The 24,499-nt window shown below is 54.4% G+C and carries 16 protein-coding genes, 3 tRNA genes and 2 rRNA genes; 9 read left to right on the top strand and 12 right to left on the bottom strand.

Going from position 1 to position 24,499, the window contains the following annotated elements:
- Positions 1–303: 303 nt before the first annotated feature.
- Together SH421x_RS12260 and SH421x_RS12255 are read right to left on the bottom strand one after the other, a co-directional pair.
- On the bottom strand, positions 304–597 hold the full coding sequence (locus SH421x_RS12260; protein ID WP_488855942.1) for a hypothetical protein: 294 nt from the start codon (positions 595–597) through the stop codon (positions 304–306).
- A 220-nt stretch (positions 598–817) separates the two neighbouring features.
- Positions 818–2,731, bottom strand: a complete 1,914-nt coding sequence (locus tag SH421x_RS12255; protein WP_488855940.1) for a redoxin family protein — start codon at positions 2,729–2,731, stop codon at positions 818–820.
- Between the two features lie 292 nt (positions 2,732–3,023).
- Between SH421x_RS12255 and SH421x_RS12250 the strand changes: the two genes are divergently transcribed.
- The 5 genes from SH421x_RS12250 to SH421x_RS12230 all read left to right on the top strand — a co-directional run bounded on the left by SH421x_RS12250 (position 3,024) and on the right by SH421x_RS12230 (position 8,216).
- Positions 3,024–3,097 (top strand) — tRNA-Ile (locus tag SH421x_RS12250).
- A gap of 25 nt (positions 3,098–3,122) precedes the next feature.
- A tRNA-Ala gene (locus SH421x_RS12245) sits at positions 3,123–3,195 on the top strand.
- Between the two features lie 610 nt (positions 3,196–3,805).
- Positions 3,806–6,682, top strand: a 23S ribosomal RNA gene (locus tag SH421x_RS12240).
- Positions 6,683–6,893: 211 nt separating this feature from the next.
- Positions 6,894–7,001 (top strand): 5S ribosomal RNA (gene rrf, locus SH421x_RS12235).
- A gap of 273 nt (positions 7,002–7,274) precedes the next feature.
- Positions 7,275–8,216 carry a methyltransferase domain-containing protein gene (locus SH421x_RS12230; protein WP_488855939.1) on the top strand — a complete coding sequence of 314 codons (942 nt, stop codon included), beginning with the start codon at positions 7,275–7,277 and terminating at the stop codon, positions 8,214–8,216.
- A 72-nt stretch (positions 8,217–8,288) separates the two neighbouring features.
- On the opposite strand, the gene SH421x_RS12225 is transcribed toward SH421x_RS12230, so the two are convergent.
- Positions 8,289–8,861, bottom strand: a complete 573-nt coding sequence (locus SH421x_RS12225) for a Maf family protein (protein ID WP_488855937.1) — start codon at positions 8,859–8,861, stop codon at positions 8,289–8,291.
- An 85-nt stretch (positions 8,862–8,946) separates the two neighbouring features.
- Between SH421x_RS12225 and SH421x_RS12220 the strand changes: the two genes are divergently transcribed.
- Together SH421x_RS12220 and SH421x_RS12215 are read left to right on the top strand one after the other, a co-directional pair.
- Positions 8,947–9,618: an RluA family pseudouridine synthase gene (locus SH421x_RS12220; protein ID WP_488855936.1), complete on the top strand. Its 672-nt coding sequence runs from the start codon at positions 8,947–8,949 to the stop codon at positions 9,616–9,618.
- Between the two features lie 111 nt (positions 9,619–9,729).
- A complete protein-coding gene (locus tag SH421x_RS12215) occupies positions 9,730–11,082 on the top strand; it encodes a serine/threonine protein kinase (RefSeq protein ID WP_488855934.1) in 1,353 nt (450 codons plus the stop codon).
- Between the two features lie 22 nt (positions 11,083–11,104).
- Here the strand turns inward: SH421x_RS12215 and SH421x_RS12210 are convergent, their stop codons facing one another.
- The 8 genes from SH421x_RS12210 to SH421x_RS12175 form a co-directional block, all read right to left on the bottom strand.
- Positions 11,105–12,577: a hypothetical protein gene (locus SH421x_RS12210; RefSeq protein WP_488855932.1), complete on the bottom strand. Its 1,473-nt coding sequence runs from the start codon at positions 12,575–12,577 to the stop codon at positions 11,105–11,107.
- The gene (locus tag SH421x_RS12205; RefSeq protein WP_488855930.1) at positions 12,578–14,848 is read right to left on the bottom strand and encodes an ABC transporter substrate-binding protein; all 2,271 of its coding nucleotides are present in this window, start codon (positions 14,846–14,848) and stop codon (positions 12,578–12,580) included. It abuts the gene before it with no gap.
- 8 nt (positions 14,849–14,856) lie between these two features.
- Positions 14,857–18,198, bottom strand: coding sequence for an outer membrane protein assembly factor BamB family protein (locus SH421x_RS12200; RefSeq protein WP_488855929.1), 3,342 nt, complete (start codon positions 18,196–18,198; stop codon positions 14,857–14,859).
- A 59-nt stretch (positions 18,199–18,257) separates the two neighbouring features.
- Positions 18,258–18,935, bottom strand: coding sequence for an ExbD/TolR family protein (locus SH421x_RS12195; RefSeq protein ID WP_488855927.1), 678 nt, complete (start codon positions 18,933–18,935; stop codon positions 18,258–18,260).
- Positions 18,932–19,453, bottom strand: coding sequence for an ExbD/TolR family protein (locus tag SH421x_RS12190; RefSeq protein ID WP_488855926.1), 522 nt, complete (start codon positions 19,451–19,453; stop codon positions 18,932–18,934). Before SH421x_RS12190 ends, SH421x_RS12195 begins: the two co-directional genes overlap by 4 nt.
- Positions 19,450–20,106: a MotA/TolQ/ExbB proton channel family protein gene (locus SH421x_RS12185; RefSeq protein WP_488855924.1), complete on the bottom strand. Its 657-nt coding sequence runs from the start codon at positions 20,104–20,106 to the stop codon at positions 19,450–19,452. The genes SH421x_RS12190 and SH421x_RS12185 overlap by 4 nt, the downstream gene beginning before the upstream one ends.
- A gap of 63 nt (positions 20,107–20,169) precedes the next feature.
- Positions 20,170–20,994, bottom strand: a complete 825-nt coding sequence (locus SH421x_RS12180) for a hypothetical protein (RefSeq protein WP_488855923.1) — start codon at positions 20,992–20,994, stop codon at positions 20,170–20,172.
- Between the two features lie 60 nt (positions 20,995–21,054).
- Complete coding sequence (locus tag SH421x_RS12175; protein WP_488855921.1) at positions 21,055–22,638, bottom strand: hypothetical protein; 1,584 nt, start codon at positions 22,636–22,638, stop codon at positions 21,055–21,057.
- A 316-nt stretch (positions 22,639–22,954) separates the two neighbouring features.
- On the opposite strand from SH421x_RS12175, the gene SH421x_RS12170 reads away from it, so the two are divergent.
- Both SH421x_RS12170 and SH421x_RS12165 read left to right on the top strand, forming a co-directional pair.
- Positions 22,955–23,027, top strand: a tRNA-Phe gene (locus tag SH421x_RS12170).
- Positions 23,028–23,328: 301 nt separating this feature from the next.
- On the top strand, positions 23,329–23,886 hold the full coding sequence (locus tag SH421x_RS12165) for an HD domain-containing protein (RefSeq protein ID WP_488855920.1): 558 nt from the start codon (positions 23,329–23,331) through the stop codon (positions 23,884–23,886).
- A gap of 142 nt (positions 23,887–24,028) precedes the next feature.
- Here the strand turns inward: SH421x_RS12165 and SH421x_RS12160 are convergent, their stop codons facing one another.
- Entirely contained in the window at positions 24,029–24,370 is a 342-nt protein-coding gene (locus tag SH421x_RS12160; RefSeq protein ID WP_488855918.1) for an HU family DNA-binding protein, read from the bottom strand.
- Positions 24,371–24,499: the final 129 nt, after the last annotated feature.

Genomic DNA, 24,499 nt, shown 5'->3' with positions numbered 1-24,499 from the left:
TCAGTGCGGCATGTCTGATCAATCGCCCCGGTCTGCTTTGCTGCGGGGGGCGAAAAGTGATTCATTCCCTCGAAGGCTGGCGCTGCTTTCACATAACCAGAAAGCAACAGCAACAGACTTCTAGCAATGATTTCGGCAGATCGGCCGGCTGAAAGGTAGGTTTTTTTCCGGTTTTGGCAATCATGCCGAAAGTAAGAGACCTGCTGACAACAACAGGCGACGGCAGAGTCCAGAATTTACGCCGTTAGCGATTGGCCAGACGCCAGGTCGCTAGCAAGCTGGCGAGCAAAAGAGTTGCTTCGGCTAGATCGAATGATACGAGATCCGACTCCCTTGACTATCAAAGACGCATCCAACCACCAACAACGACAGCACGCTGGCGCTGCAAATCCAATAAGGACAATTGACCGCGATCTGCAATATCGCGACCCCGCACAATACAAACATCGAAGCCACAGCGCCGCAGCGACAAGCAGTTGCGATCCAACCGCGAAACTGACGCTTACGAGCCAGCGTCACCCAGGCAGCACTTAGAAGATAGATGACTACCAACAGTGACAAGCCCTGAGTATCGACCACATCAATCAGACCTAGCATCCGTGCCCTCATCGAAAATCATAAGCCGTGACTCCCTAGACTTCCTTGTCCGGGGTAGGGCGGTGAATTGTTTTCACTTTTTCGCCCACTGGGCCTTTTTTTACTAAAGTCCCCCTCATTCCCGAAGATCAATTCCCGCATTTACCCTATTTTGTCACAAAAAAAAGCCGCCCCAATTGGGCGGCTTCTCGATTTACTACCGGATGTGAAGGAGCAGCAACTACTTCAGCAACTTACCCAACTCGGTATCGAGCTGGCTGACGTGAATATTACGACTAATCACTTTGCCATCGGCGCCCACCAAAAACATGGTCGGTAACGTCAACACGCCCAGATCGGTGGCGAGCGGGCTATCAAGTCCACCGTCTTCATAGATCTGCGGCCAAGTCAGCCGGGTTTGCGTCAGATACTTGGCCAGCTCGGTTTTATCCGAATCCAGACTGACCCCGATCAGCTCAAATCCCTTACGACCATATTTGGCCTGCAACTGACGCATGGTCGTCTGATCTTGCTTGCAAGGCTCGCACCAGGTCGCCCAAAAGTGGACCAGCACAACGCGTCCTTTGAGCGAAGCAAGACTGACCGGCTTGTTGTCGAGCGTTTTACCAGACACTTCGATCGTCTTACCGACCGAAGTCAAACGTCGCAGCGAACCTTCCGCCTTTTTCGACAGGGGAGTCCCCGCAAAGTCGTCACGAATCTGCGAATACCAGGCCTGGGCTTTGTCTTCTTCGCCAGCAAATTCGTTGGCGATCGCCAATTGCAACATTGCCTCGGCGGCGTCATCGCTCTTCGGGTAGGCTTTAACGAACCCTTCCAGACTCTCCAACCAGGCGTCTTGCACCTTGGTGAAGTTGGCGTTGGGGTCCTGCAATTGATGCGTGTAATCGGCGCTCATCCGCCGGAATTGAATGTAAGACGCAACATCGCTGCCGGGCGCAGCTTTGGCGGTCGCATCGGCGAGTGACTCTAGCTTGGCCATGCCGTCAGGATATTCGCCGGTTTGCACTCCAGCACTGATTGCGTCGGCCAATTGACGCAGCCAGTTGTCGCGTGCTTCGCCTTCGCCGCTAGCAGCGGCCAATGCCTCGATCGTGGCTATACGTTGCTTGGTAACGTCCTGGCGAGCAGCCGCAGTGGTCGCCATCGTCAGTTTTTCGTCCAACAGTTCCAGCTCATCCAACAGCTTTTGAGCTTCGGCATTCACCGCCGGACGACCGCCAGCTCCTTCCATTTCAGGGCGTTTGGCCGCAAACGACGCTTGGAAAAAGAAGCCTTGCGAAGCGGCCGAATCGGCGACTGCCGCGTTTCGCGGCGCGGCGATCACCTTCCAAGCATTCCCCAGCTTGACCAGCGTGCCGATATCGATCTGGCTATGCTCGCCAGCGGTTTCAACGACAGCGGCGACGTTTTCATAGACCAATAGGTCCTGGGTGGCCCCATTGGTTCCGGCCGGAACGATCCCAGGTCGGGTTGCACCAAAATGCACCCATTTCGTCCCGCTCTTCACAGCAGTTTGCGAAGCGGCCCACTTGGTGAACTCGTTGGCGGCGGCGGTTAGAGAACTGATCAACTCAGCCGCTTTGTCTTTGCCGAGTCCCAATTCATTCGCTTCGTCGGCGGTTAGCAGCAGCGATTGAAAGCGTTTTACGTCTTTTTCACGAACAGCGGCGACGATTTCGGCCGAGACCTCTTCTGGCGAAATAATTTCCCAGCGATCGATCGTTCCATCTTCATTGTCGTCAAAGCCCCAGCGAGAGCCGCCGGTCGCCAACCAACGATATTGATCGGCCTTGCTGTTGAAATCGGTGTCGAGATCGCGATAAACCTCGACTCCATTGTTGTAGTAGGCCCAGAGATCGACCTTGTTATCGCCGTTAGAGTCGACGAATTGACGCATCTTTTCGCCAGCCGGTCCATAAACCACCCAGCCCGTTGCGCCATTGACCTTTTCAGCGCGTATCGAGCACTTGGCGATCTCTTCCGGCGTCGGTATCTCGTATTCAACCTCTTGAAGAGGAGCCAACTGCAAGGCCTGTTCGACGGTGGGAGTCGCGGCTTGCAGTGTCCCCGTTGCCGCAGCGGCAAGCGCGGCGGCCAACGAGAGAGTAGTGTGCGGCTTGAAAATCGCCATTGTTCTATGCATCCTTGCTTCTGTGAGACTCCGGTGATGACAGCACCAGGGATTATCCACACTTTCCGTATTTACAACATCCTCAATTTTCGACGAATCAGCCCGGTTAAGACGAACCTATCCCGATTTTTTCGCCTCCTTTTTTCAGGCCGAACCCTTGATAGGTGGCCATTTTACCGCAGTTTTGCAGCTTTCAGCAGCAAATTTTTCGATCCAGGGCGGTTGCCCGTTTGACAAGAAAGCCGCTCTGCCTAGAATAACGAACTTCCTGTTACGGCAATGCCGTCAACAAGGGCGCATAGCTCAGTTGGTTAGAGCGCGTCGCTGATAACGACGAGGTCCCAAGTTCGAATCTTGGTGCGCCCACTTCCGACTCGGTTTAGACCGAATCGGGGCCGTAGCTCAACTGGGAGAGCGCCTGCCTTGCACGCAGGAGGTTGCCCGTTCGATCCGGGTCGGCTCCACTGCTTTGGCCGATTGCTTTTGACGAAACTGCTTGTTTGGCTCCGCTCGCGTTGATTCGCGATCACAGCCTCGAAAACAACTTTTCAGAAAAATGCAGTTGGCCCCTTTACTTCGGTTTTGGTTTGGTTATATTTGGACGCTTCCCCAAACGGGAACGAGACTGATCAAGGAGAGTTCAGTCATCAGGATTCGAGAGAATCGAGCCTGAACTCTCCTCGCTCAGTTCGAGCGGTTGGCCAAAGTGGCCAGCAAGTTCTTTGACAATTTGGCAAATGAAGTAGATGGCATTCATCACGTCTTGAAGATGTGGTTTGCGATTTAAACATGACTTCCTGGTGGAAGCGACTTTGCATGCAAGTGCAGGGGAGTGGAGGCTGAGGAGTTGGTTCAGTTTGCGGCCGCGGAATTGAGTCGTGAAGATATAGAGAATGCAAAAGTAACCGGACCCCCGGTTCTACAAGCTGGGGGTTAATTTTAAGGTGAAATTCTCGAGCGAATAATCGTTAAATAAGATCGGATATCTAAACTGGCCGCCGCCGTGAGGCGTCGGAAAGACTTAGGTCCGGTAGTTTGAAAGATGTTCTTTGCTGAAGAGCTTTGAATATTTGTGGTCAAGCTATTAAGGGCGTATGGGGGATGTCTTGGTATCAGAAGGCGATGAAGGGCGTGGAAGACTGCGATAAGCCTGGGGGAGTTGTCAAACGAACGTTGATCCCGGGATTCCTGAATGACTTACGTTGAATACATAGGCGTAAGTGGCTAACCCAGAGAACTGAAACATCTCAGTACCTGGAGGAAGAGAAAGAAAACTCGATTTCGTAAGTAGCGGCGAGCGAAAGCGAAATAGCCCAAACCGTGGGGATTTTCTTCACGGGGTTGTAGGGTCTCTCACATGGGAGTTACAAAGTAATCTGCTAGTTGAACGACATGGAAAGGTCGGCCATAGACGGTGACAGCCCGGTAAACGAAAGCGGCATTATCTCCCGAGAGATACCTGAGTAGGTTCAGGCACGTGAAACCTGGACTGAATCCACGGGGACCATCCCGTAAGGCTAAATACTCTCTGATAACCGATAGTGAACTCAGTATGGCGACTGAAAGATGAGAAGAACCCCTGTTAGGGGAGGTATGTGAACCTGAAACCATACGCTTACAAGCGGTCGGAGCCCGATTTATGGGTGACGGCGTGCCTTTTGCATAATGATCCGGCGAGTTACGGTCTGCGGCAGGTTAAAGTCTTACGGACTGAAGCCAGAGGGAAACCGAGTCTGAATAGGGCGTTAGTCGTAGGCTGTAGACGCGAAACCAAGTGATCTACCCATGAGCAGGTTGAAGCGCGGGTAATACCACGTGGAGGACCGAACCCACTTGGGTTGAAAACCGAGGGGATGACTTGTGGGGAGGAGTGAAAGTCTAATCAAACTTGGAGATATCTCGTTCTCTCCGAAATAGCTTTAGGGCTAGCCTTGAGCCACTACGCACCGGGGGTAGAGAGACTGAATCGATTTGGGGCCCCTTCCCGGGGTACCCTATTGAACCAAACTCCGAATACCGGGGCGACTATCTCAGGAGTCAGTCCACGAGGGATAAGCTTCGTGGTCGAGAGGGAAACAACCCAGACCGTCTGTTAAGGTCCCGAAGAGACGCTCAGTCACTAAGGAGGTTGAATTACTGTGACAACCAGGATGTTGGCTTAGAAGCAGCCACCATTTAAAAAGTGCGTAACAGCTTACTGGTCGAGTAATTCTGCGCCGATAATGATCGGGAGTAAGCGTCTCACCGAAGCAGCGGACGAAAGTGGTAGGAGAGCGCCGATAGTCAGATACGAGCCGTACCGAAAGGAGCGGTGTTGGGGCTATCGGGTGATTATGCCGGAATGAGTAACGATTAAACAGGTGAGAATCCTGTTCGCCGAATACCTAAGGTTTCCTGGGGAAGGCAATTCCGCCCAGGGTTAGCCGGTACCTTAGTCGAGGCCGAAAGGCGTAGACGATGGATAGCAGGTTAATATTCCTGCGCTAGAACGTTGGACCGATGGAGGGACGGCGTCCGAAAGGTGATCGGGCTGGTGGAACAGCCCGTGATTTGCAGCAAGTTGGGGAGATTGGAAAATCCGCTCCCGGAATACAAGCTGTCGATCTGACTCGATTAGAGGTAATCATCGGTAGGACGTCCAAGAAAAGCTTCTAAGGGATGAAGACGTTTTAACCGTACTAAAACTGACACAGGTAGGTAGGTCGAGTAGACCAAGGCGCTCGGGAGAACAGTGGTTAAGGAACTCTGCAAAATGACCCCGTAAGTTCGCGATAAGGGGTGCCCCTGACGGTGCAAGCTGTTGGGGGCCACAGAAAATCGGCTCTGGCGACTGTTTATCAAAAACACAGGACCCTGCTAACTCGCAAGAGGATGTATAGGGTCTGACGCCTGCCCGGTGCCGGTAGGTTAAGGAAGAGGGTGCAAGCTCGCGACCGAAGCCCCGGTAAACGGCGGCCGTAACTATGACGGTCCTAAGGTAGCGAAGTTCCTTGTCGGGTAAGTTCCGACCTGCATGAAAGGCGTAACGACTGGAGCACTGTCTCAACCACTGACCCGGTGAAATTGTAGTTGTGGTGAAGATGCCACATACCCGCAGTTAGACGGAAAGACCCCGTGAACCTTTACTGTAGGCTGATATTGGTCTGAGATATGTTCTGTGTAGGATAGGTGGGAGGCTTTGATCTCGGTGCGCCAGCATCGAAGGAGCCGTCCTTGAAATACCACCCTGAATATGTTTTAGCTCTAACCCTGAATATCCGTGAATCCGGACAGGGAACAGTGTCAGTTGGGCAGTTTGACTGGGGCGGTCTCCTCCCAAAGAGTAACGGAGGAGTGCAATGGTACCCTCAGCCTGGTTGGCCATCAGGCAAAGAGCGCAATGGTAAAAGGGTGCTTGACTGCGAGACTTATCGGTCGAGCAGGTACGAAAGTAGGTCATAGTGATCCGGTAGTCCCGTATGGAAGGGCTATCGCTCATCAGATAAAAGGTACTCCGGGGATAACAGGCTTATCGCATCCGAGCGTCCATAGCGGCGATGCGGTTTGGCACCTCGATGTCGGCTCATCACATCCTGGGGGTGAAGAAGCTCCCAAGGGTTCGGCTGTTCGCCGATTAAAGTGGTACGTGAGCTGGGTTCAGACCGTCGTGAGACAGGTCGGTCCCTATCTGCTGTGGGCGTACGAATTTTGAGGAGGTTCTTCTTTAGTACGAGAGGATTTGGAAGGACGACCCTCTGGTGTCCCAGTTGTCATGCCAGTGGCACGGCTGGATAGCTATGGTCGGAAAGGATAAACGCTGAAAGCATCTAAGCGTGAAGCCCGCTCCAAGATTAGAATTCGTAAGCACTTTAGTGCGAGAGTCCCCTGGAAGACGACCAGGTTGATAGGCTGGATGTGTAAGCACAGTAATGTGTTCAGCTAACCAGTACTAACGGACGAAAGCTTGACCACATATATTCAACGCTTTTCACTCGAGAAAAGCATTCTCTAGACAATCAACTTCGGTCGCATGCTCCAAGTTCATTCCGATGAACGAGACACACAAAGCTTCAATGCTTTCGGCATGCGACGGATGGCCACTACGCTGCGGACTGCTAACCCAGTCCGCCGTTTGCCATGAGTCATTAGGCTCGCGTCAGCCCTCACGTTGACGCTTGCCTTTTCCGGTGACCATATCGAAAAGGTTATACCTGTTCCCATTCCGAACACAGCCGTCAAGCTTTTCGAGCCGATGATAGTACCAAAAGTGCGAAAGTAGGTATCGCCGGATTTCATACAACAAAAAGGCCCCAGCTAAACCGCTGGGGCCTTTTTTTATGCGCGCTGCTCAACTTTTAGTTTGCGCTGCAATCGCAGGCCCGCCGATTCGGAAAGCACTGCCCGCACTTCGATGGGTGGTTTCTTTATGCCGATTATCCCGTTTGGGATCTCTCTGTTCGTTTAAAAGCGCTGCATTGATGCCTAAGTCTACTTACCTGCAACCTATGTTTGAGCAGATCCCCGCACAGGCGGCGGTTTTTGTTCTTTCTCCCCTGAATTCGCCATGTCGCTTCCCTTAGACATTTTGGACTGTCCCATCTGTGGGCAAGCCTTGATCCATCAGGACGATACGCTGGCGTGCGAATCGCCGACCTGCGGTCACGTCTTTCCTACATCGCGCGGCGTGCCGATTTTGATCAACGAAGCGAACAGCATCTTTGACATCCGCGGATTTGAGGCGGACGAAGAGACCTTTTTCCGCTCCAATCATCCGCTGCATCAGTGGATTAGCGAACATCTTCCTGATTTATCGTGCAACGTTTCCGCCAAACGGAATCTCGCAACGCTGGCCGAGCTGCTGAAAGCTCGCAAGCGACCGGTTCGCGTTCTTGTGATCGGCGGCGGGGTCGTGGGAGCTGGACTCGATCAACTTCTCGGTGATACGGCGATCGAAGTGATCGAAACCGACGCCTCGTGGGGACCAAGAACGAAGATTATTTGCGACGCTCATAATTTGCCGTTTCGTGGTGACGCGTTTGACGCAGTGATCGTCCAAGCAGTGCTCGAGCATGTGCTCGATCCGCAATGCTGCGTCGAAGAAATTTACCGCGTGCTACGCAAAGATGGCTTTGTTTACGCCGACACCCCGTTCATTCAACAGGTGCACGGCCGCCAGTTCGACTTTACTCGCTTTACGCGTCTCGGACATCGGCGACTGTTTCGCCATTTTGAAGAAGTTGAATCCGGGGTGACTTGCGGCCCCGGAATGGCGCTGGCCTGGACGGCTCGCTATTTCATGATGAGCTTTTTCCGCTCGCAACGTCTCCGTTCGGCGGCTAGTCTGGCGGCACGCTGCAGCCTGTTTTGGCTGAAATACTTTGACTACTACCTAGTGCGACAAAAAGCGTCGTTTGACGCCGCATCGGCCTTCTTTTTTATTGGTCGCAAGAGTGCGTCCATTTTGAGCGATCGCGATCTTATCGCCGATTACCAAGGCGGATTCTAGAAAATTATCGATTAACCACACGCACAAGTTTCGGCTCGGCTCGATTGGCCTAAAAGAGCTATTGAGGCTGGATCACTCATGAAAATTCATCAGTAAAATCGCCAATAACTCAAGCGGAAGACCAACCACGTTCGATTGGCTGCCGTCGACCACTTCGATCCAATCAATGCGATCCTGCAAGCCAAAGGCGCCTGCTTTCCCTCGCCAGAGGTCGGTATCGAGATAGGACTCGATCTCGGCGTCGCTGAGCATTCGCATCCGCAATGCGGTTTCCGCCGCATCGACTGCGATAAAATCATCGGGACGGCGCCAGAGACAGATTGCGGTGATGACCGTATGATCGCGCCCACGCAGCGTTTGCAAGATTTCGCGGGCATGGTCGCGATTGTGCGGTTTTCCGAGCGGCAGCCCGTCGCATGCGGCCAAAGTATCGGCGGCCAAAATAATTCCCTCCCCAGTTCGACCAGCAACATTGGCTGCTTTGTCGTGGGCGAGTCGCAAAACGGTATCGCGCGGCGATTCGCCGACTTGGGGCGGAGTTTCCGCGTCGGCATGTGGTAAACACACCTGAAAGTCGATCCCCGCGACGGTTAATAATTCACGTCGCCGAGGAGAGCCGCTGGCCAAGATCAAACTGGGATACATTCGCAGGTCTGGAATGATTGGGCGTGGGACGCTTAGAATCGAAGTTTTTGCGGGTAGCCCCGCGCTTTCCAATGACGATCATCCTATGAAGTACGCAGCTCCGCTAGTTCTTTACGAAGATAATCATTTATTAGCGATCTCGAAACCGGCGTTACTAGCGACCATGGGCGCTCAAGAGGGGGAGCCGAGCGCGGTACAGTGGGCCAAAGATTATTTGAAACGGACCTACAACAAACCGGGTAACGTCTATGTCGGCATTGTTAGTCGGATCGATGCCCATGTGACCGGCGTGCTGTTATTTGCGCGAACCTCCAAAGCGGCATCGCGACTTTCTGAGCAATTCCGAGATCGTTCGACCATCAAAGAATATAGCGCATTGGTTCCGTCAGGGCCCAAAATTCGCAACGGAGAGCTCGTTGACTGGATCCGCAAAGAAGATCGCCTCCACCGGATGGTGATCGCAGAGGAGGGGACTGCTGACGCCGACCGGGCCGAACTGGAGATCCTTGAACAACAGCGCCTGCGAAACTGCCAGATGCTGCAGTTACGGCTAATCACCGGGCGAAAACATCAGATTCGGCTGCAACTTGCCAATCGCGGAGCGCCAATTCTGGGGGATAAAAAGTATGGATCCACCGATCGTTATGCGCCGGGAATTGCGTTACATGCACGACGGCTTGTGATTACGCATCCCACGCTGAAGTCCAAACTTACGATCGAAGCGCCCTTGCCAGAGGCATGGCAATCTTATCTGTAACCAAGAAATGGTTTGAATCTGAAAAAACCTTAATTTCCATTTCTCGCCTCTTGAAGAATGCGGGAAGCGAGTAAAATCAACTCAACTACTTTTCTTTCTGGCAAGAGCGCCGTGTCTACAGGGTCAGCTAAATCGTTTCGAGAAACCGCGTTAGTCAGCGGACTAATCTCTTCGGATCAAATCGAAGAGACCGTTCAGCGACTGCATGCGGCTTCGATTCGTCGCACGGTCAGTGACGAGGATCTCGCAGCGGCCCTGGTCGAGTGCAAAATGCTCACCCAGTATCAGGCCGACCAACTGCGTAAAGGCCTGACCAAGCTCACTTTGGGCCCCTATGTCATTACTGACTGGATCGGTCAGGGAGGCATGGGGCAGGTCTTCAAGGCCGAACACAACTTTATGGGTCGCCAGGTCGCGATCAAGGTCTTGCCGCTGCAGCGCAGCACTCCGGAGGCAATTGGTCGATTCATGCGAGAAATACGCATGCAGGCCCAATTGGATCACCCTTGTCTGGTGCGGGCCTACGACGCTGGCCAAGATGGTAATGTCCACTATCTGGTGACGGAATACGTGCCGGGGACTGATTTGCGTCGGCTCATTCGCGCCAAAAGGCATTTGACGCAGTACCATGCGGCAACGATCGTTTCCCATGCGGCCCGCGGCCTTGATTACGCCCACCAGAAAGATCTCTGCCACCGTGATGTAAAGCCAGGCAATATCTTGGTGACTCCTGAGGGTCAGGCAAAAGTCTCTGACCTGGGTTTGGCTGACTTCATGAACGAAGCGAACAGTTCTGGTTCGTCGGGCAAGATCGTCGGCACGATTGATTATCTGGCGCCAGAGCAGATCCGCGACCCTTCCGAAGTTTCGACGCTGTGGGATATCTACTCGCTGGGCTGCACGTTCTATTACGCGCTGACCGGCAAAGTTCCGTTCCCCGGCGGATCGGTCCAAGACAAAGCGCGCCGTCATCGCGATGAGCCGCCGCTGCATCCGCATCGGTTCAACCCCGACATCGATCGAGATTTGGTTGACGTCATCGCCGAGATGATGGAGAAAAACCCCGACAAACGGATTCAATCAGCGGCCGAAATTGTCGCGCGGCTCGAACCATGGGTCTCCGATTCGCGGCAGTTCGAACTAAATCAGACGATGCAACCTGCCTGGCAGCCGCCACCGCCGGTTTACGCCAACGGCGGCCATCTCAACGATACCGAAGCCGGCTCGAACGCTTACGAGGTTAGCACCGACGATATCCCCAGCCAAACTTCGCAATCGACTGAGCAATCGTTGTTCGCATCGCAAGATACGCAAGCAATCCAATCTGCTAGTTCTTCACGGCTTCTCTTTCAGCCGCGTCAGACGCGGCGCGAACGTCGTTTGACGATCGCGCTATTGGTCGGCTTACCGCTGTCGGCCCTGCTGGGATCTATCGTCACCTACCTGATGATGGCGACACGTTAAAGCATTGCTGGCAAAGCACTGGTTAATTACCGAAATCGTCCGAGCTATTGGCGGGAATCGGAAACGGCTGCGAACCGCCAAAGGCTCCGTTGGAATCTCGCAATTTTTTCACTTCAGCGGCTAGATCACGTTCGAGATTGCGATTGTAGTTCTTACTGGCCGACTGCTGAGCTTTGTCAAACAGTTGCGAGATCTGAGCGGTGACGCGTGGATCGGACGAACCGCCCTCCAGAAAGTCGTTTTTTGCCTGGCGAAACTGATAAAGCAGGTCGTTGATCGACTTCATCTTTTGAAGTTCTTCCAACCACTTTTCGGCGTCATCGATGTTCTCCTCTTCCAGGCGACGACGAATTCGCTCAGCGATCAATTCGCGGCGAGCGATCGAATCGAGCATTTGACGTCGCCAGCCCAGCACAAACCCTTCCGCTTCGATCTGCCGAGAGTTGTCACTGACCAGCGCCGTTACCTGCTGATCGAGGCCCGGCACCAGCGGCAGCCGAGCCAACAAACTTCCGCCGCTGCGCACGTATAACAGGCGCAGCGGATGAGCCGGATCCAGCAGAAGTTCCACGACTCCATGCTCGTCGCTTTCGGCAAGCCGTTCGCTTTTGCCGGTCTTGGTATCTTTGGCGTAGATCTCATAGCCCGCGAGCGCATTCCCCTGGCGACTCTTTAAGTGAAGCTCGGTTTGCTCTCGCGACGGTTTCACACCAATTGCAAGGCGTTCGACACGAACACTTTTTCGCCCGGCCAGCGGACGCCGAAAGCCAGAGAGGATTTTGCAACGTTTGAAGTTCCACTGATCCTCCAGCACTTCCAACACCGTCCAGTCGATCGGCTGTAGCCCGTTGGGCTCGATTTGGCCGACCCGGTTCAACCGCCGCAGCATCACGGTCATCGCCGAGCCAGGCGGAACGCTCGCCGGCGAATCAAGCGACTCGGCCAAGCCTTGCGCTTTCATGAGGATCAGCGCTTCGTCCTCGTTGATCCTTTCAATCTGTCCGATCGGTTCAAAGGAACGTCGTAGCAGATCCACCACAACGCTGCTGATCAGTTGCACATTGCCTACCAATTGGCGATGGACGCCGCCCCATTGTTGCGTGCGCAGATCAAATTGGCGCGTCGCCACTTCAAGCTGTGATCCGTTGGCCTGAATCGTCACCAAGGCGATCTTATCCAGCATTTGGTCGTTCGAGCTTGCCGCGAGCGGCGCCAAACTCTGCGTCATGCCGGCGAGATTGTGAAACGCGTCCCACTGCAATTCGATCGGACAAGCATTGACTTCAACGCCCCAGACCGCTCTGGCAGAGATCCAACTTCGCTCGATAATCTGCTCGCGCAACTGCTCCCAAGCCTTTTGCTCCAATAAGCGGGGATCATCGGTCGCGATCCAAACTTCGATCCGATACGGATCAAACTCCCACGGCGCCGCAGCGGCGTTTTGCGAGACAAACAGAACCCAGCCAGCCAGGATGGCGGTCAAACAAGATCGCATTTAATTTCCCTTTTGCGGAGTCAGGGAAATCGCCGACCAACGCTCGACATCTTGGAACAGCGTGATCGGCTGTCGCGAAATACCGCGGAACTCAGACGAGCGGACAAAGTGATCTCGCATCTGCCACAGCGGCAGCACTGTGGTTTCGTCAAACGCCACGCGATGCACCGTCCAAAAGCGTTCGCGCACTTGGGTCCAGTTGGTCGCTTCGTTTAATCTTCGCAGTGCGGCTCGCAAATAGAGACTTTGCTGATCTCCAGGAACGCATTGTTCAAAGAGTAGCGGAATATCAACGAGTGATTCCTGCACGCACGCTTCTACGTAAAGGAGATCTACGCCAGCATCGGCGGCGCGCATCGCTTCGGCAGGCGTGACCAACACTTCGATCTCGAAGCCAACACGTTGCAGATACTTGGCGATCGCCGTAACCGCTTCGCGAGAGATCTCGCTATCAGGATGGCCGAGCTTTAAGGATTTGGGCAGCGGCGACGCCTGGGAACCATCCGCTTCTGCCTGTTGCTCTAGTTCTAGCAGGGCCATGCGAAACAGAGTCACGCTCATTTCCGGCTCGTAAGGACGAGCGTCGATCGAAGTGTCGTATCCATAGCCGGCCGGATCGTCCGCTTCTAGGCCCGCCGGGATCGGTGCGCTGATCACATGAGAACCACGGATTTCCGTCTCTCCCAACAACCGACCGTTCAAGATCGCGCTGCGATTGATCGCATACAGCAAGCCGCGTCGAAAGGTGGGAGTTTGCATGAAGGGGTTATCGTAGTTGGGAGCGAGAAAATGGATCGTTGGCATCCGGTAATAATCGACGACCAGCGAATTGTCAGCTTTGGCCTCTGCAAGCTGGGTGGGAAACAAGCGATCAATCAGATCCACTTGCCCCGCACGAAGCGCCGAGAGGGCGCGGCTTGAATAGGCGAATGGCAGCATTTCGATTGCGTGCGGCTGCGTTGGAGTGCGAAGGGTGTAGTCCGGATTCACCACAAATCGCTGTAAGTCGCCGCTGCTGTTTTCGACATAGGGCGCCGCCGCTCCAAGTTTGTCGCTGATTTCGATCCGAGCCAACGCTTCAGGACGAACGTGAGGCGTTTCCAATTGCACGCGCAACTCGCGTCCATTCTCAAGATCCACGTATTCCAAGCACTCCTGCAACATGCTTAGGCGCAGAGAATCGGCAGGTTGTTTCAACAGTTGGGCCGAACAAGGATAGGTTTCGGTCGGATTGCGAAATAACAGGCTAAACTCGACGCCGCCAGCGGATCGACCTAACGTGCCAAGTGGCGAAGCGTATTGGCTGCCGTCGGCGCCAAACCCGATCATCTCGGTCAGGCAGCGATGCAACAGCCGCCGATCTCGCGTCGCAGCGAATGTCAGACTTGGGGAGTCGGTCGATATGCCTGGCGCAGTTATTCCGACCCGGATGAAAGGAAAACGTTCGGCAAGTTGTTGTGATAACTCGGCCCCGCCGCTGACATCGGCATAGATTAGACGCATTCGCTTGGCAGCAATAAATGCGGCGTTTAAATCCCCGGCCTCCATCAGTCGCTGAGCTTCGTCTCGCTGTTTGCCCGCTTCTGCTTCCAAATGAGCTTTCCATTTGGAGACTGCCGCTAAACTGCCGTACCGCCGCTGCGAAAATCGGGTCAGCAGATCACGGGCAGCAGCAAAATCTTGCTGCTCTACGTAATTCGCCAGCATCTTGTCGATGGCTGCGTTGATCGCCGTATCAAGGTTTTCAACCGGCGAGCGATACGATTTTGCTTCTTCCAGCAGCCCTAACGCTTCGCCATAGTTTTCATTGCGGAACGAAACCTTGGCGTTCTCATACAAGTAAGCAGAAAGCGAAGTCGACAATCCCTCGAATTGCGGATAGTCGATCAGCAAGCGGTCGAAGTAGGCATAGGCTCCGTCAAGATCGCCAGACGATACCAAACGTTTCGCTTCGGCCAACAAGAGCTGCGGAAAGCTGGCGTATTCCGTGATGAATTTACGTTGGACTTCCAGCGTACGGCCATCCTCGGCGATCATCCGGACTTTTTCCGTCTCTTGCAGGGTGTCCAAAAATCTCCCCTCGGGGAGAACCAACGGACGAATGCTGATCGCAAACCATTCATCTTTTTCGCGCAGCACGATCTGATCGAAAGGTATGTCATCCGGTTGAGCGACCCGCATCTTCGGCATCTCTTGCGCAGCAAGCGACGACGCCAACAGCCAAAGACTGCTGATTGCGATTGTGCGAATTGTCCAAGGTGATCGATTCACGAAATCGGTTACTTCCAATCCAGAACATGAACGACGCCGCCGTAGCCGTTGACCCACAACCTACCATCATGCAGCGAGACGCCGCCGGTCAACGGTTCGTCCAGTCGTATCGTTTTTGAAATTTCCCCAGAAGCAGCGTCAATCTGTAAGATTTTTCCATCCTTGCAGACAGCCAGGATCTGGCCGCTTGCGTCAATCGGTTCACCAGCCAAGACGGACGCATCGGTCGGCACGCGCCATCGCTCTTGCTGATCGGCGCTATAAGCGATCAATACGCCCAGCGACGTCTGCACTACCGCCAGATCTCCCAACGCAAACGGACCAGCAATCACGCGGCCATCGATTGGCGCCTTTTGCACCGACTGCAAGTCTGGGAGCGAAACGAAGACCAGCTCATCGGTGGTATAACCGATCTGCTTGGCAACCAGTGTTGGTCCCATCACCGCCATGCGGGGCCCCAATTTTGCATCGATGATGCACTCAGCGATGCTGGACAATTGCGGCGAATTGGGATCGTCAACTTGCATCCGATACAGCGTTTTTCTTCCATCAAAAACGATCGCCGCCTGACCGTCAGCGACAGGCATATTCCAATCCAGATTTTCACCCAGCGCCAACCGAGGTTGAAACGGCAATGCTGCCGCTGCGCCGGTCGCTGGATCCAGGTAAAAGACTTGACCTTGAGAACTGGGCGCCACAATGCCGGCTCCGGCAAGCACGGCCCCAGAGATCGCGTTGTCGCTAGGAACTTCAAGCGTAATTTGCTTCAACAGACTACCGCTGCGGGCTACGTCAAAAAAGATCGCGCGATTTTCCGGAGGCGCGGCGATAAACAGACGCTGCTTGTCTGACACGAAGATCTGGTGATTCAGTAGCGGAGGGGTCACATAGTTGGCCGAGTCCGACGGTGCGTCGGCAACGCCGGTTTGGATCGCGGCGCTGGTTAGCTCAAACAAGTTCCCCCGCGAAGTCATCACCAGCGGTGGTTGCTGCGGGGCGATTGCAAACGCCGGACCGGTCAGCGGCGCCGCCAGCGTTGTCTCCCAGCGCTGCTTGGATCCGCTTTCCTTCAGATCAGCGGCGGTGACAATGACTCCGCCTCCTTGCGCCGGTCGGCGGACATGAATGAGTAGATCCCCATCAATTTGTAAAGAGACAAAATTGTCGCGATCAAATTCGACGACGCGCGGAACAATGGATTGTTGCGAAAGCTGCAGTGCATACCGCGACAGCCGATTATCGCCGACCCAGAGATAGCCATTCTCTAGCGCCATGAGCGAATAAAGCCGTTCTCCCCGCGCGGCTTTGGTTTGCGCCAACAGCCGAACAGGATTCTCTTTGGTCATGCCTCCTTCAAAGACGAAAAGCGCGCCGCGATCGTTGGCCGCTGCGACGCGGGATTGAAACGTAAGCGCCGGCGCTAGGACTAATCCCGGCAAGCGCGTTGGCGATTGCAACTGCTGCAACTTGTTCTCGTTGGTCCCTAGAACATGCAACAGCGAGAAGTCAGCGCCCGCGTTTTCGAACAAGCACAAATGCCCTAGTTCGGTGAAGACCGGCGGAGAAACGATGGCGCCTGCTTCGTGCCCAAGAAAAATCGCTTGGCTGCATGTCAGATTCTTCCCATCCAAGACATACAGCGTCGAATGCAACCCGATTACCAATATGCGATCCTGCGAAGCGCCAATCACGGCCGCGACGGAAATCGGTTGCGGCAGTTGGACACTTTGCGTCTGCTCGCCTGACGTTTGATTGATCCTTAGCAGTTCACCTCGCTTCGTGACGACCAACAGATCGTCCCCCAGCGGAAGTAGCTGCAATACGTCTGCGGCTAGGGGAAAGCGCCAAGCGAGTTCGCCGGTCAGTGCGTTCAGTTTGACCAACTCTTGCCGGAGACTGTTGACCGCGATCACCGCCGATTGATCGGGGATCCGAAGCGGTTCTACTTGATCGGGAAATCCAAGAAAGCGCCGCCAAAGCGGAGTACCAGCGCGACGATCCAGTCCAAAGATAGCGCCATCCAGCACGACAGTCACCGCTTCTTTGGCTGCCTGCGGCGAGACGCTGCTATTGCGTGCGGCGATCAAGATTGTCCGAGAAGGACCAAGTGGATGATCTTGACGAAGCGGAGATACTTTCTCATCCGAAACAACCACTTGCGTCTCCAACGCTGTCACTACCTCACGTACGGCGTTCTGTAGTCGGGCGTCGTCGCTCAAGCCGGGATAGACGCGCAGCAGCGCCTGTCGGCGCCGATAGACCGTTTCAAAGTCCTTTAATTTTGCCGCCGATTGAATGTCGACGATTGCCGCAACAAGCGCTTCATCGCGCAAAATACCACGCTCTACCCGCTGAATATCAGCGACGATACCATCGATACGCGTTTGTTGACCGCTGCGTAGCGACGTGGGGAGATAGTTACTGTCATCAACCAGATCCATTGCGGCTTGCGCCTTGGCGACTAGTTCGCGCCGCTTGTCGGTCGCATCTTCAGCGATCGCCGCTTGCGCCAGACCATGGGCGACATCTGGCAACAGCGAAGCTAACTCGGGGCGAGCCAGAGCAAACTCGGGCTCGTCTTTCAGTTCGTTCAAGATTTCGGTAGTGCGCGCGAGCGATTGCTCATAATTGTTGGTCCCTTCGATGGCGAGCCGCAGATTCGCCAAGCCGCTTCGCACTCGCGCAGTGGGCGCTTGCGAATGGGTGGGGAACGACGAGAGAAACTTATCGTACTTGGCGACCGCTTGGGCGTACTTGCGTCCTTCATAATCCGCTTCCGCCAGTTGAAATACCGAGTCGCCGCTGTCCCACGACAGCCAAGCGAACAGCAATCCCCCGGCCAACAAGAGCATCACCAGTCCGGCGCCACCGAATAGTAACAACGGCGAGTCCCAGCGATTTTTTTGCTGCGGCGCTTTGACGTATTTCTTTCGCTTGCCAGGCGTCGCCCCGCCAATCGGCTCCAGTTCATCCTCCGGAGAGAGAATTTCGTCGCCGATGATGTCGTCAAACGCTGAGCCCCGATCTTGATCCAACGGAACAAGGTCGCCATCTCCCAGATCCACGATCTCTTCTTCGACCGGCGTCGAGCTGAGCCATTTTTCCTGAGCGCGGCGGCGGCCACTGCTGACATCTTTCGTGCGCTGGGTCTTGCCGCTTAGCGCTTCGGCGATCAAACGCTTGGCCTGATATTTGGTCAGGTGTCCACGCTGCAACAAGCTATTAATGATCTGCTCTGGATTCACTTCCCGATCCATTTGCGCAAGCTGCCGACGCAGTGCAGCGATCTGGTTTTCAGCCAGATACTCGTACGTTTCGAGCAGATCGAGGAATTCAGGAACGTTTATCATAAGCGGAAAGCGTTTCGTTCAGCGGACTAACGGTTGGGTGCGATCGACGATGGGGATGTCTATTCTTCTTCGGTTGTCACCAGTTTCACTTGATTCATTCCCACGGTATTGCCGGCATCGAGCGCGGCGACCACTTGTTCATGCATGGCATTGATATGCGCGTTGACCAGCAAGGTTCCCGGCGGCGCCGACGGGTTAGAGTTGCGGGCCTCTTGAATTTTTACAAGCAACTCTTGGCGGCTGGGAGCTTCACGCTCGTCGTTCCAAGCAGCGCAAGTGACAAAAAAAGTATTATACGAATCGATGCGGACGACGACGTAATCGGGATCGTCGATCAGATCTTCGATTGTGCGCGCTTGTGAACTGGGCGATTCGTTGCGCGGCGCTGGTGTTTCTAGCGTCTTCTGCAAGCTGAACGAAGCAGTCACCATAAAGAAGATGAGCAGCAGGAACGTCACGTCAACCATCGGCGTCAGATCCATTTCCTCTTCTTGGATCGCATGCTGCTGTCGAAACCGAACCGGCATCTCGTCGGCGATCGCATCCTCTCCCAAGCGATCTCGCTTGGCTTTTGAGTCTTCTTCGTCACTTGGCTTTGAACGGGTCTTGGCCGGAGCAGGGACCTCCAAACGAGTCGCACAATTTGCGCACTTGATCTCGGCGCCAACCATGTCCATACTCGCCGAAAGCACATCTCCGCACGCGGCGCAGCGGAATCGGAATAGGTGTTCGCTCATGCGCCATCCTTCACGCCGATATAGGCTTTGGAGACCTCGGCGCCTTCAATGTTGGACGCGGCGCGCATGACGCGCACGACATCGCCGGCATGCACATTTTTTTCTGCTTTGACCAATACCGATCGTGCGGGACGCGACTGCATTTCGCGGTCAACATAGGCCATGATTTCTTCCTCTTGCGCATCCAAACTGTCGGACGTGCGCGTCTCATCAAGCGGACCATCCCCCAGATAAACAACCGCAGCTCCGGCTGGACCGCTGGCGGTGATCGTCAGCACGACGGTCTCGGTAGCCGAGATGCTGACCCCTTGGGTGGCGTCAGGCAAGTTCCGGACCGAATCCGAGTCGAGACGCGAGGCGACCAGAAAGAAGATGAGCAGCAAGAAAGTAATGTCAATCATCGGCGTGATGTCGAGATCGGCTTCGTCTTTCTTCACCTTGGGACGGCGAAACGAGATCGCATCCGGCTCAACCGGCAAAGCCCCTGACTTCGATTTTCCCCGATTCGCGTCGATCATATTTCTGATTCTCGGTTCATTCGCTCGCGTAGTGCGCCCAGAAATCGCGTCACGCCGACACCGACCAGATCTTCCATTTTGCGAATCCGCACATTGATGCTGGCGGTGCAAAAGACCAGTGGAATCGCAATCGCTAGTCCGGCGGCCGTAGTGATCAACGCTAGGCCAATGTCTTCGGCCATTTTTGTCGCAATGTCGGTCCCGCCGCTCTCGCCGGCGGCTAATTTGCCGAACGCTCCCATCATGCCGACCACCGTCCCGAGCAATCCCACCATCGGAGCGCCTTTAATAACCGTATAGACCCAACTAAGTCGGTATTCGAGGTCAGAGAGGACATCCCGCTGAAAGCGGTCCAACATCATCTGTTTGATTTGCGCATAGCTATTGTCACGCATTTGCAACGCCAACAGCACCAACTGCGGCACCGCACGCGAATCATCTTCGCACAGTTCCTCAGCGGCAGAATAGTTGCCGCGTAACAACGGCTCTTCGACCGCATCGAGAAATGCATCTTGGTCGGCTTCATTGCGAAAACGTTTTTGGGCGACGCGCATCCAAACCACGATCACGCAAAATGCGCCCCAAAGCGCGATCAAAGCAAGTGCGCCGTAAATGATCAGACCAAAGATGTTGGTGAGCCCGCTGATATCCATCGAGTTGTCAAAACCTTGTTGGAAGTTTGGTGACGAGGGCGAACAATAGATCGCACTGGCCGGTTAACGAACGTTGCGATATTCCTGCCGAATGACGTAAAACTCGAAGTCGTTTCCCTTTTTCCGTACGCCAAAATACGTACGACGAATCTGTCCGATCGATCGCTCCTTGGCGTATTCCTTCTCGAGAAACGCTAGGATATTCTCGGTCGCGGGATCATAAAATTGCATGACGACAGGGCCCGGAGTCACCCCAGCGCTGCTGAGCAATTCTCGATCTGCTTCTTTGAACGAGCCGTCGCGCCAGGTCATGTAAAGCCGTTCTTCGGTGGCGGTTGAGCCTGCCGAGCTTTTCGGCGCGGTCGACAGATCGGCTGCGTACAGCACTTTCTCGCCACCGGCGAGCGTGCCCAACTGAATCTTGAAAAAGTCAAGCTGTCGCGCGTAGGTCGGCAGATCAGAAGATTCGAACTGAATTTCCCAGCGCTCAAACCGTGGAATCACATCTTCGCCATCCCCCGGCGGGCCCACAGGACGACTGTCCCCCAGTCCGCTGCCTGAACCGCTCGTGTTCATTTGGCCTTCTAACGTTTCGAGCGCCGCTGCTTGCGATGCGACCACTTCAGTAACCGCTTGCAGCGACATTTCGAGTTGCGGCTCGAATTCTTCGTCCAACTCTTCCAACCCAGGCGCTTCTAAATCTCGAGCGACGCCTGCGGCGTTTGCACCTCGTCCCGAGATTTCTTCTAACACAACCGGCACCGCTGTTTGCGTGGGATAAGTGCGCGTGGTCAGAAAGATCAAAAACAGGATTAATACGGCCAGTCCGACCAACAACAACAGCGCAACCAACAGACTAGCGACACGATCATACGACGAAACTCTCATCGGCGGCGTCGCTCGTGACGGCCGTGAAGCAGCAGAGGAAGTTTCAGACGAGCCGGCCATTCAGTCCAGGAACTCAGCGTCGGGACGGAGAGAGCGATACCATTGTTTCCACTGGTTCGCGTAAAGTGAGCGTTGCGTTACATCAGCGCCGCGAGGCATCCCGAAGCCGTTAAATTTGCGTGTCATAAAACGGAGAGTATCGCGTGCTTCAACTGCGACGCGCTCATCAGGATCGGTCAGCGCGTAGATCAAAGCCGGAATACTGTCAAAATCCTTCGCCTGGCGAATCGCGCGAATCGCCAACAACCGAGCACCAAACGAACCATCACGAATTTTACGTCGCAGTTGGATGATCTGTTCCGATCGACCTCGCTCATCATCACTGAGGGCAAACTTGACATCCTGATGGAGAAAGCGTTCAAGTTCGACGTCATCCGCTTCGATCATCGAAAGAAACTTATCGGATTCTAAAAGCTCCGATTTATTGACGACCTGGCCGTTTTTGATCGTCGCGTCTTCCACAATTTTCGGCAGCCCACGCCCACCGACAAGGCGTCCTTCGTCGAAAACGCGATTGCGTTTCTTAATCGAGTCGGCGGTGCTTCGCTTTAAAAACAACATTGCGAACGCCGTCGAGACAATCATGTCTTCGCTGCTACCCGTCCAACTTCCGTCATTTTGCTGCGTCGAATTGAGATGCTTCACCCCGGTATCATACCAAGCCGGACTGGGATCCTTTTTGCCGAGATCCAACTCGCGAAAGCTCTCGTACCGCTCTAGTGCGTACAGATAGTAATAATCCCACATCGACGGGGCGATCGTAAAATTAGACATCAGAAAGCCGCGTCCCGCATTCTTGGCTGCTGTGACCCTGCCGGCGTCGACCGCTTTTGTCAGGATGTTGGCTCGCTGTACTTCGTCAGGCGCTTTTATCTCTCGCACGAAGCTTGGTAGAGTAGGCCCCTTTGCGTCGTCTGATTCTATCGGATGACGACGTTCGGTAATGTTGAGCAAATCGCTCCCCATGTACAGACTGCACAGCGCGGCGCAGACCATCGTAAGCCGAATCTCCATCTGCGCGACGCGCTGAAAATTTCCGACGCCCGGATCGACGCCTTGGTAGCCCCATGCTCCCGATGGGTCCTGACAACGCAAAACCCAATTGCAGAGACGTTCTACCGTGGGTATCGGCACTTCAAAACCGCTTCGCTGCGCTAGCCACAATCCGAGTGCGCCATACTGCGTCATCGAATTGTCGCCTTCTTTGCGTTCCGCATATCCCCATCCGCCGCCAGGCTTTTGGGTGTCGATAAAATATTGCAGGAGATTCTGAATCTGCTTTTGATTCTCCTCAGGATCAACTTCACACAGCAAGATGAGCGCCATGCCAACATCGTAAACGTTATCGTTGGAATGACCGGGGACATTATTTCCCAGGCGTTTCGCTTCGGCGATTCCGCCTTCTACGAGGGGGTGACTTAATTTTTCACCAGCTTTGAGCAGCGCCAACGCAACCAACGCCTTGCCGCCGGGCCGAGCGTGCGGAGCCTGCTTCGTGAGAAATCCGGCCCCCTTTTTAATCATCGCTTCGACCTCTGGACTCTCTGGCGTATAAGCGCAGAGAACCGCAGGGAAGAGCATCACGAGGAAGACGCTCCACCATCGGCTGTTAAAAAGGTGAGATGGTCGGTCGCTGCGCATGGCCTAACGCAATGTGAAATAACAACGCGAACCCTGTTACGAATCGATCAGTCGATACGTACGGCGAAAGATTCAACGTTGTAAAGCAATGTTCCGTGAGAAAAGAAGTTCTGGTCAAACTAGAAGTTACTCGGCAAACTGTCAAGCAATTGGTGCGATCTTCACGCGACGTAAGTCACGACAGGGACTTTACCTGGGGCATTTGGGCCCCCAATTGACAAGGGGCGACTACTGTCCTAAATTTGGTCACTTGTTGGTTGGTCAGGTAGCTCAGTTGGTAGAGCATCGGACTGAAAATCCGAGTGTCGCCGGTTCGATTCCGGCCCTGACCACTTTCATTAAAACGTCGCAAGTCTTTAAAACACAAGACTTTCGGCGTTTTTTTATGCGCAGCCCGTTTCAACTTGGTTGCTCCCAGCCGCTGGAGCGTTGTTTTCGCCAGAAAATAGCGATATGCGCCTGCCCTACTCTCAGGCAATTCGCAGCGGTCCCCGCTTCGAAACGAGGGCGCCGCGAGCCGACAAACTTGGGAGTCTTCCCATTATCTTTTGGTTTTCCGCAGCTCGGATAAGCTTAGATGGCTCGTTCAGAATCTTACTTCGCGGTCCTTCTAGCACGAAATTGCCCAACGCTATGAACGTAATTGATTTCATCGAACGGAAATTTGCCGAAATGGGGGATCGGACCTACGGCGAAGAGGTCACCGAACGACAACACGCATTGCAATCGGCCTATTTCGCCGAGCTGGCCGGCGCCGACGAATCAATGATCGCCGCCTGTTTTCTGCATGATTTTGGCCACTTCATTTCGGGGAAAGACGAACGGATCGCCGACCAAGGGATCGACGCGCAGCACGAAGAACGGGGAGCTCGCTATCTCTCGCGTTATTTTAAGCCAGAGATCGTCGAACCAGGGCGCCTGCATGTTGCCGCTAAGCGGTATCTCTGTGCAACCGACGCCGATTATCTAAGCGGGCTATCCGCCGCTTCGCAGCAGAGTCTGCGATTGCAGGGAGGCCCGATGTCGGCCACAGAAGTGTCCGAATTTGAGCAAGAGCCATACTGGCGACAAGCGCTTGCGCTGCGTCGTTTTGACGATCTGGGGAAAGAACCAGAGCTGGAAACGCCGCCGGTTGAGTATTATCTGGCAAAGTTGCCGCAATTTTTACTTGACCTGCCGGAACTGGCGTAAGCGCAATTGCAGAATCGATCAAGCACAAGAACGGCGTAAAGCCGCGTGAAAGAAGGGCACGGGTCTGTTGCGCCCCTCATCTCTTGCGGCCTTACGCGTGTTCATGTGCGTCGATCGCGTTGAAGCGATTCAACGTTCGCGACTAAACCATGTCTTTCAGGTTTTTCAGTGCGCGGATTTTCACTTTGACCGACGCCGGCTTGGCCGGAACGTCCATCAATTCACCCGGCTTGAATGGGTTCGGAACGCCCTTTTTGGCGGGACGAGCCGGAACCTTCTTCTTCTCAATCTTGATCAAACCGGGCAGCGAGATGGCGCCAGCGCCAGTCTTGCCGAGCGATTTCTTCACTTGGTTCTGAAGAGATTCCAGGACCGTGGCCACGTCCTTTTTGGCAACGCCCGTTTCTTCCGCGATGTTGTTCAGCAGTTCGGTCTTCGTCAGCGGCTTCTTAACAGGTGCGGCCGCAGCGGCTTTTTTTGCCATTTTTTCCCTCCTTGCGAGGCTGTGCAGTATGGAATGAGTTGTCCGTCCGTTGAGCGGAACGCGTTGATTAAAAGATTTCAGTCGAGTTTTTCAAGCCGGACAGCGCTAGTTAAGCCCCAAAAAACCCGA

Source organism: Blastopirellula sp. SH421, from assembly GCF_057808535.1.
Note: the sequence above shows the minus strand (reverse complement) of the source record. Positions and strands in the feature narration are given on the sequence as shown.

What these genes read in the sequence shown, in the direction of transcription:
- SH421x_RS12190 (WP_488855926.1), bottom strand. Translation starts at nt 19,453, where the DNA reads ATGATCGACGCGAATCGGGGAAAATCGAAGTCAGGGGCTTTGCCGGTT.
- SH421x_RS12210 (WP_488855932.1), bottom strand. Translation starts at nt 12,577, where the DNA reads ATGCGATCTTGTTTGACCGCCATCCTGGCTGGCTGGGTTCTGTTTGTC.
- SH421x_RS12195 (WP_488855927.1), bottom strand. Translation starts at nt 18,935, where the DNA reads ATGAGCGAACACCTATTCCGATTCCGCTGCGCCGCGTGCGGAGATGTG.
- SH421x_RS12230 (WP_488855939.1), top strand. Translation starts at nt 7,275, where the DNA reads ATGTCGCTTCCCTTAGACATTTTGGACTGTCCCATCTGTGGGCAAGCC.
- SH421x_RS12160 (WP_488855918.1), bottom strand. Translation starts at nt 24,370, where the DNA reads ATGGCAAAAAAAGCCGCTGCGGCCGCACCTGTTAAGAAGCCGCTGACG.
- SH421x_RS12165 (WP_488855920.1), top strand. Translation starts at nt 23,329, where the DNA reads ATGAACGTAATTGATTTCATCGAACGGAAATTTGCCGAAATGGGGGAT.
- SH421x_RS12185 (WP_488855924.1), bottom strand. Translation starts at nt 20,106, where the DNA reads ATGGATATCAGCGGGCTCACCAACATCTTTGGTCTGATCATTTACGGC.
- SH421x_RS12260 (WP_488855942.1), bottom strand. Translation starts at nt 597, where the DNA reads ATGCTAGGTCTGATTGATGTGGTCGATACTCAGGGCTTGTCACTGTTG.
- SH421x_RS12225 (WP_488855937.1), bottom strand. Translation starts at nt 8,861, where the DNA reads ATGTATCCCAGTTTGATCTTGGCCAGCGGCTCTCCTCGGCGACGTGAA.
- SH421x_RS12220 (WP_488855936.1), top strand. Translation starts at nt 8,947, where the DNA reads ATGAAGTACGCAGCTCCGCTAGTTCTTTACGAAGATAATCATTTATTA.
- SH421x_RS12255 (WP_488855940.1), bottom strand. Translation starts at nt 2,731, where the DNA reads ATGGCGATTTTCAAGCCGCACACTACTCTCTCGTTGGCCGCCGCGCTT.
- SH421x_RS12200 (WP_488855929.1), bottom strand. Translation starts at nt 18,198, where the DNA reads ATGATAAACGTTCCTGAATTCCTCGATCTGCTCGAAACGTACGAGTAT.
- SH421x_RS12180 (WP_488855923.1), bottom strand. Translation starts at nt 20,994, where the DNA reads ATGAGAGTTTCGTCGTATGATCGTGTCGCTAGTCTGTTGGTTGCGCTG.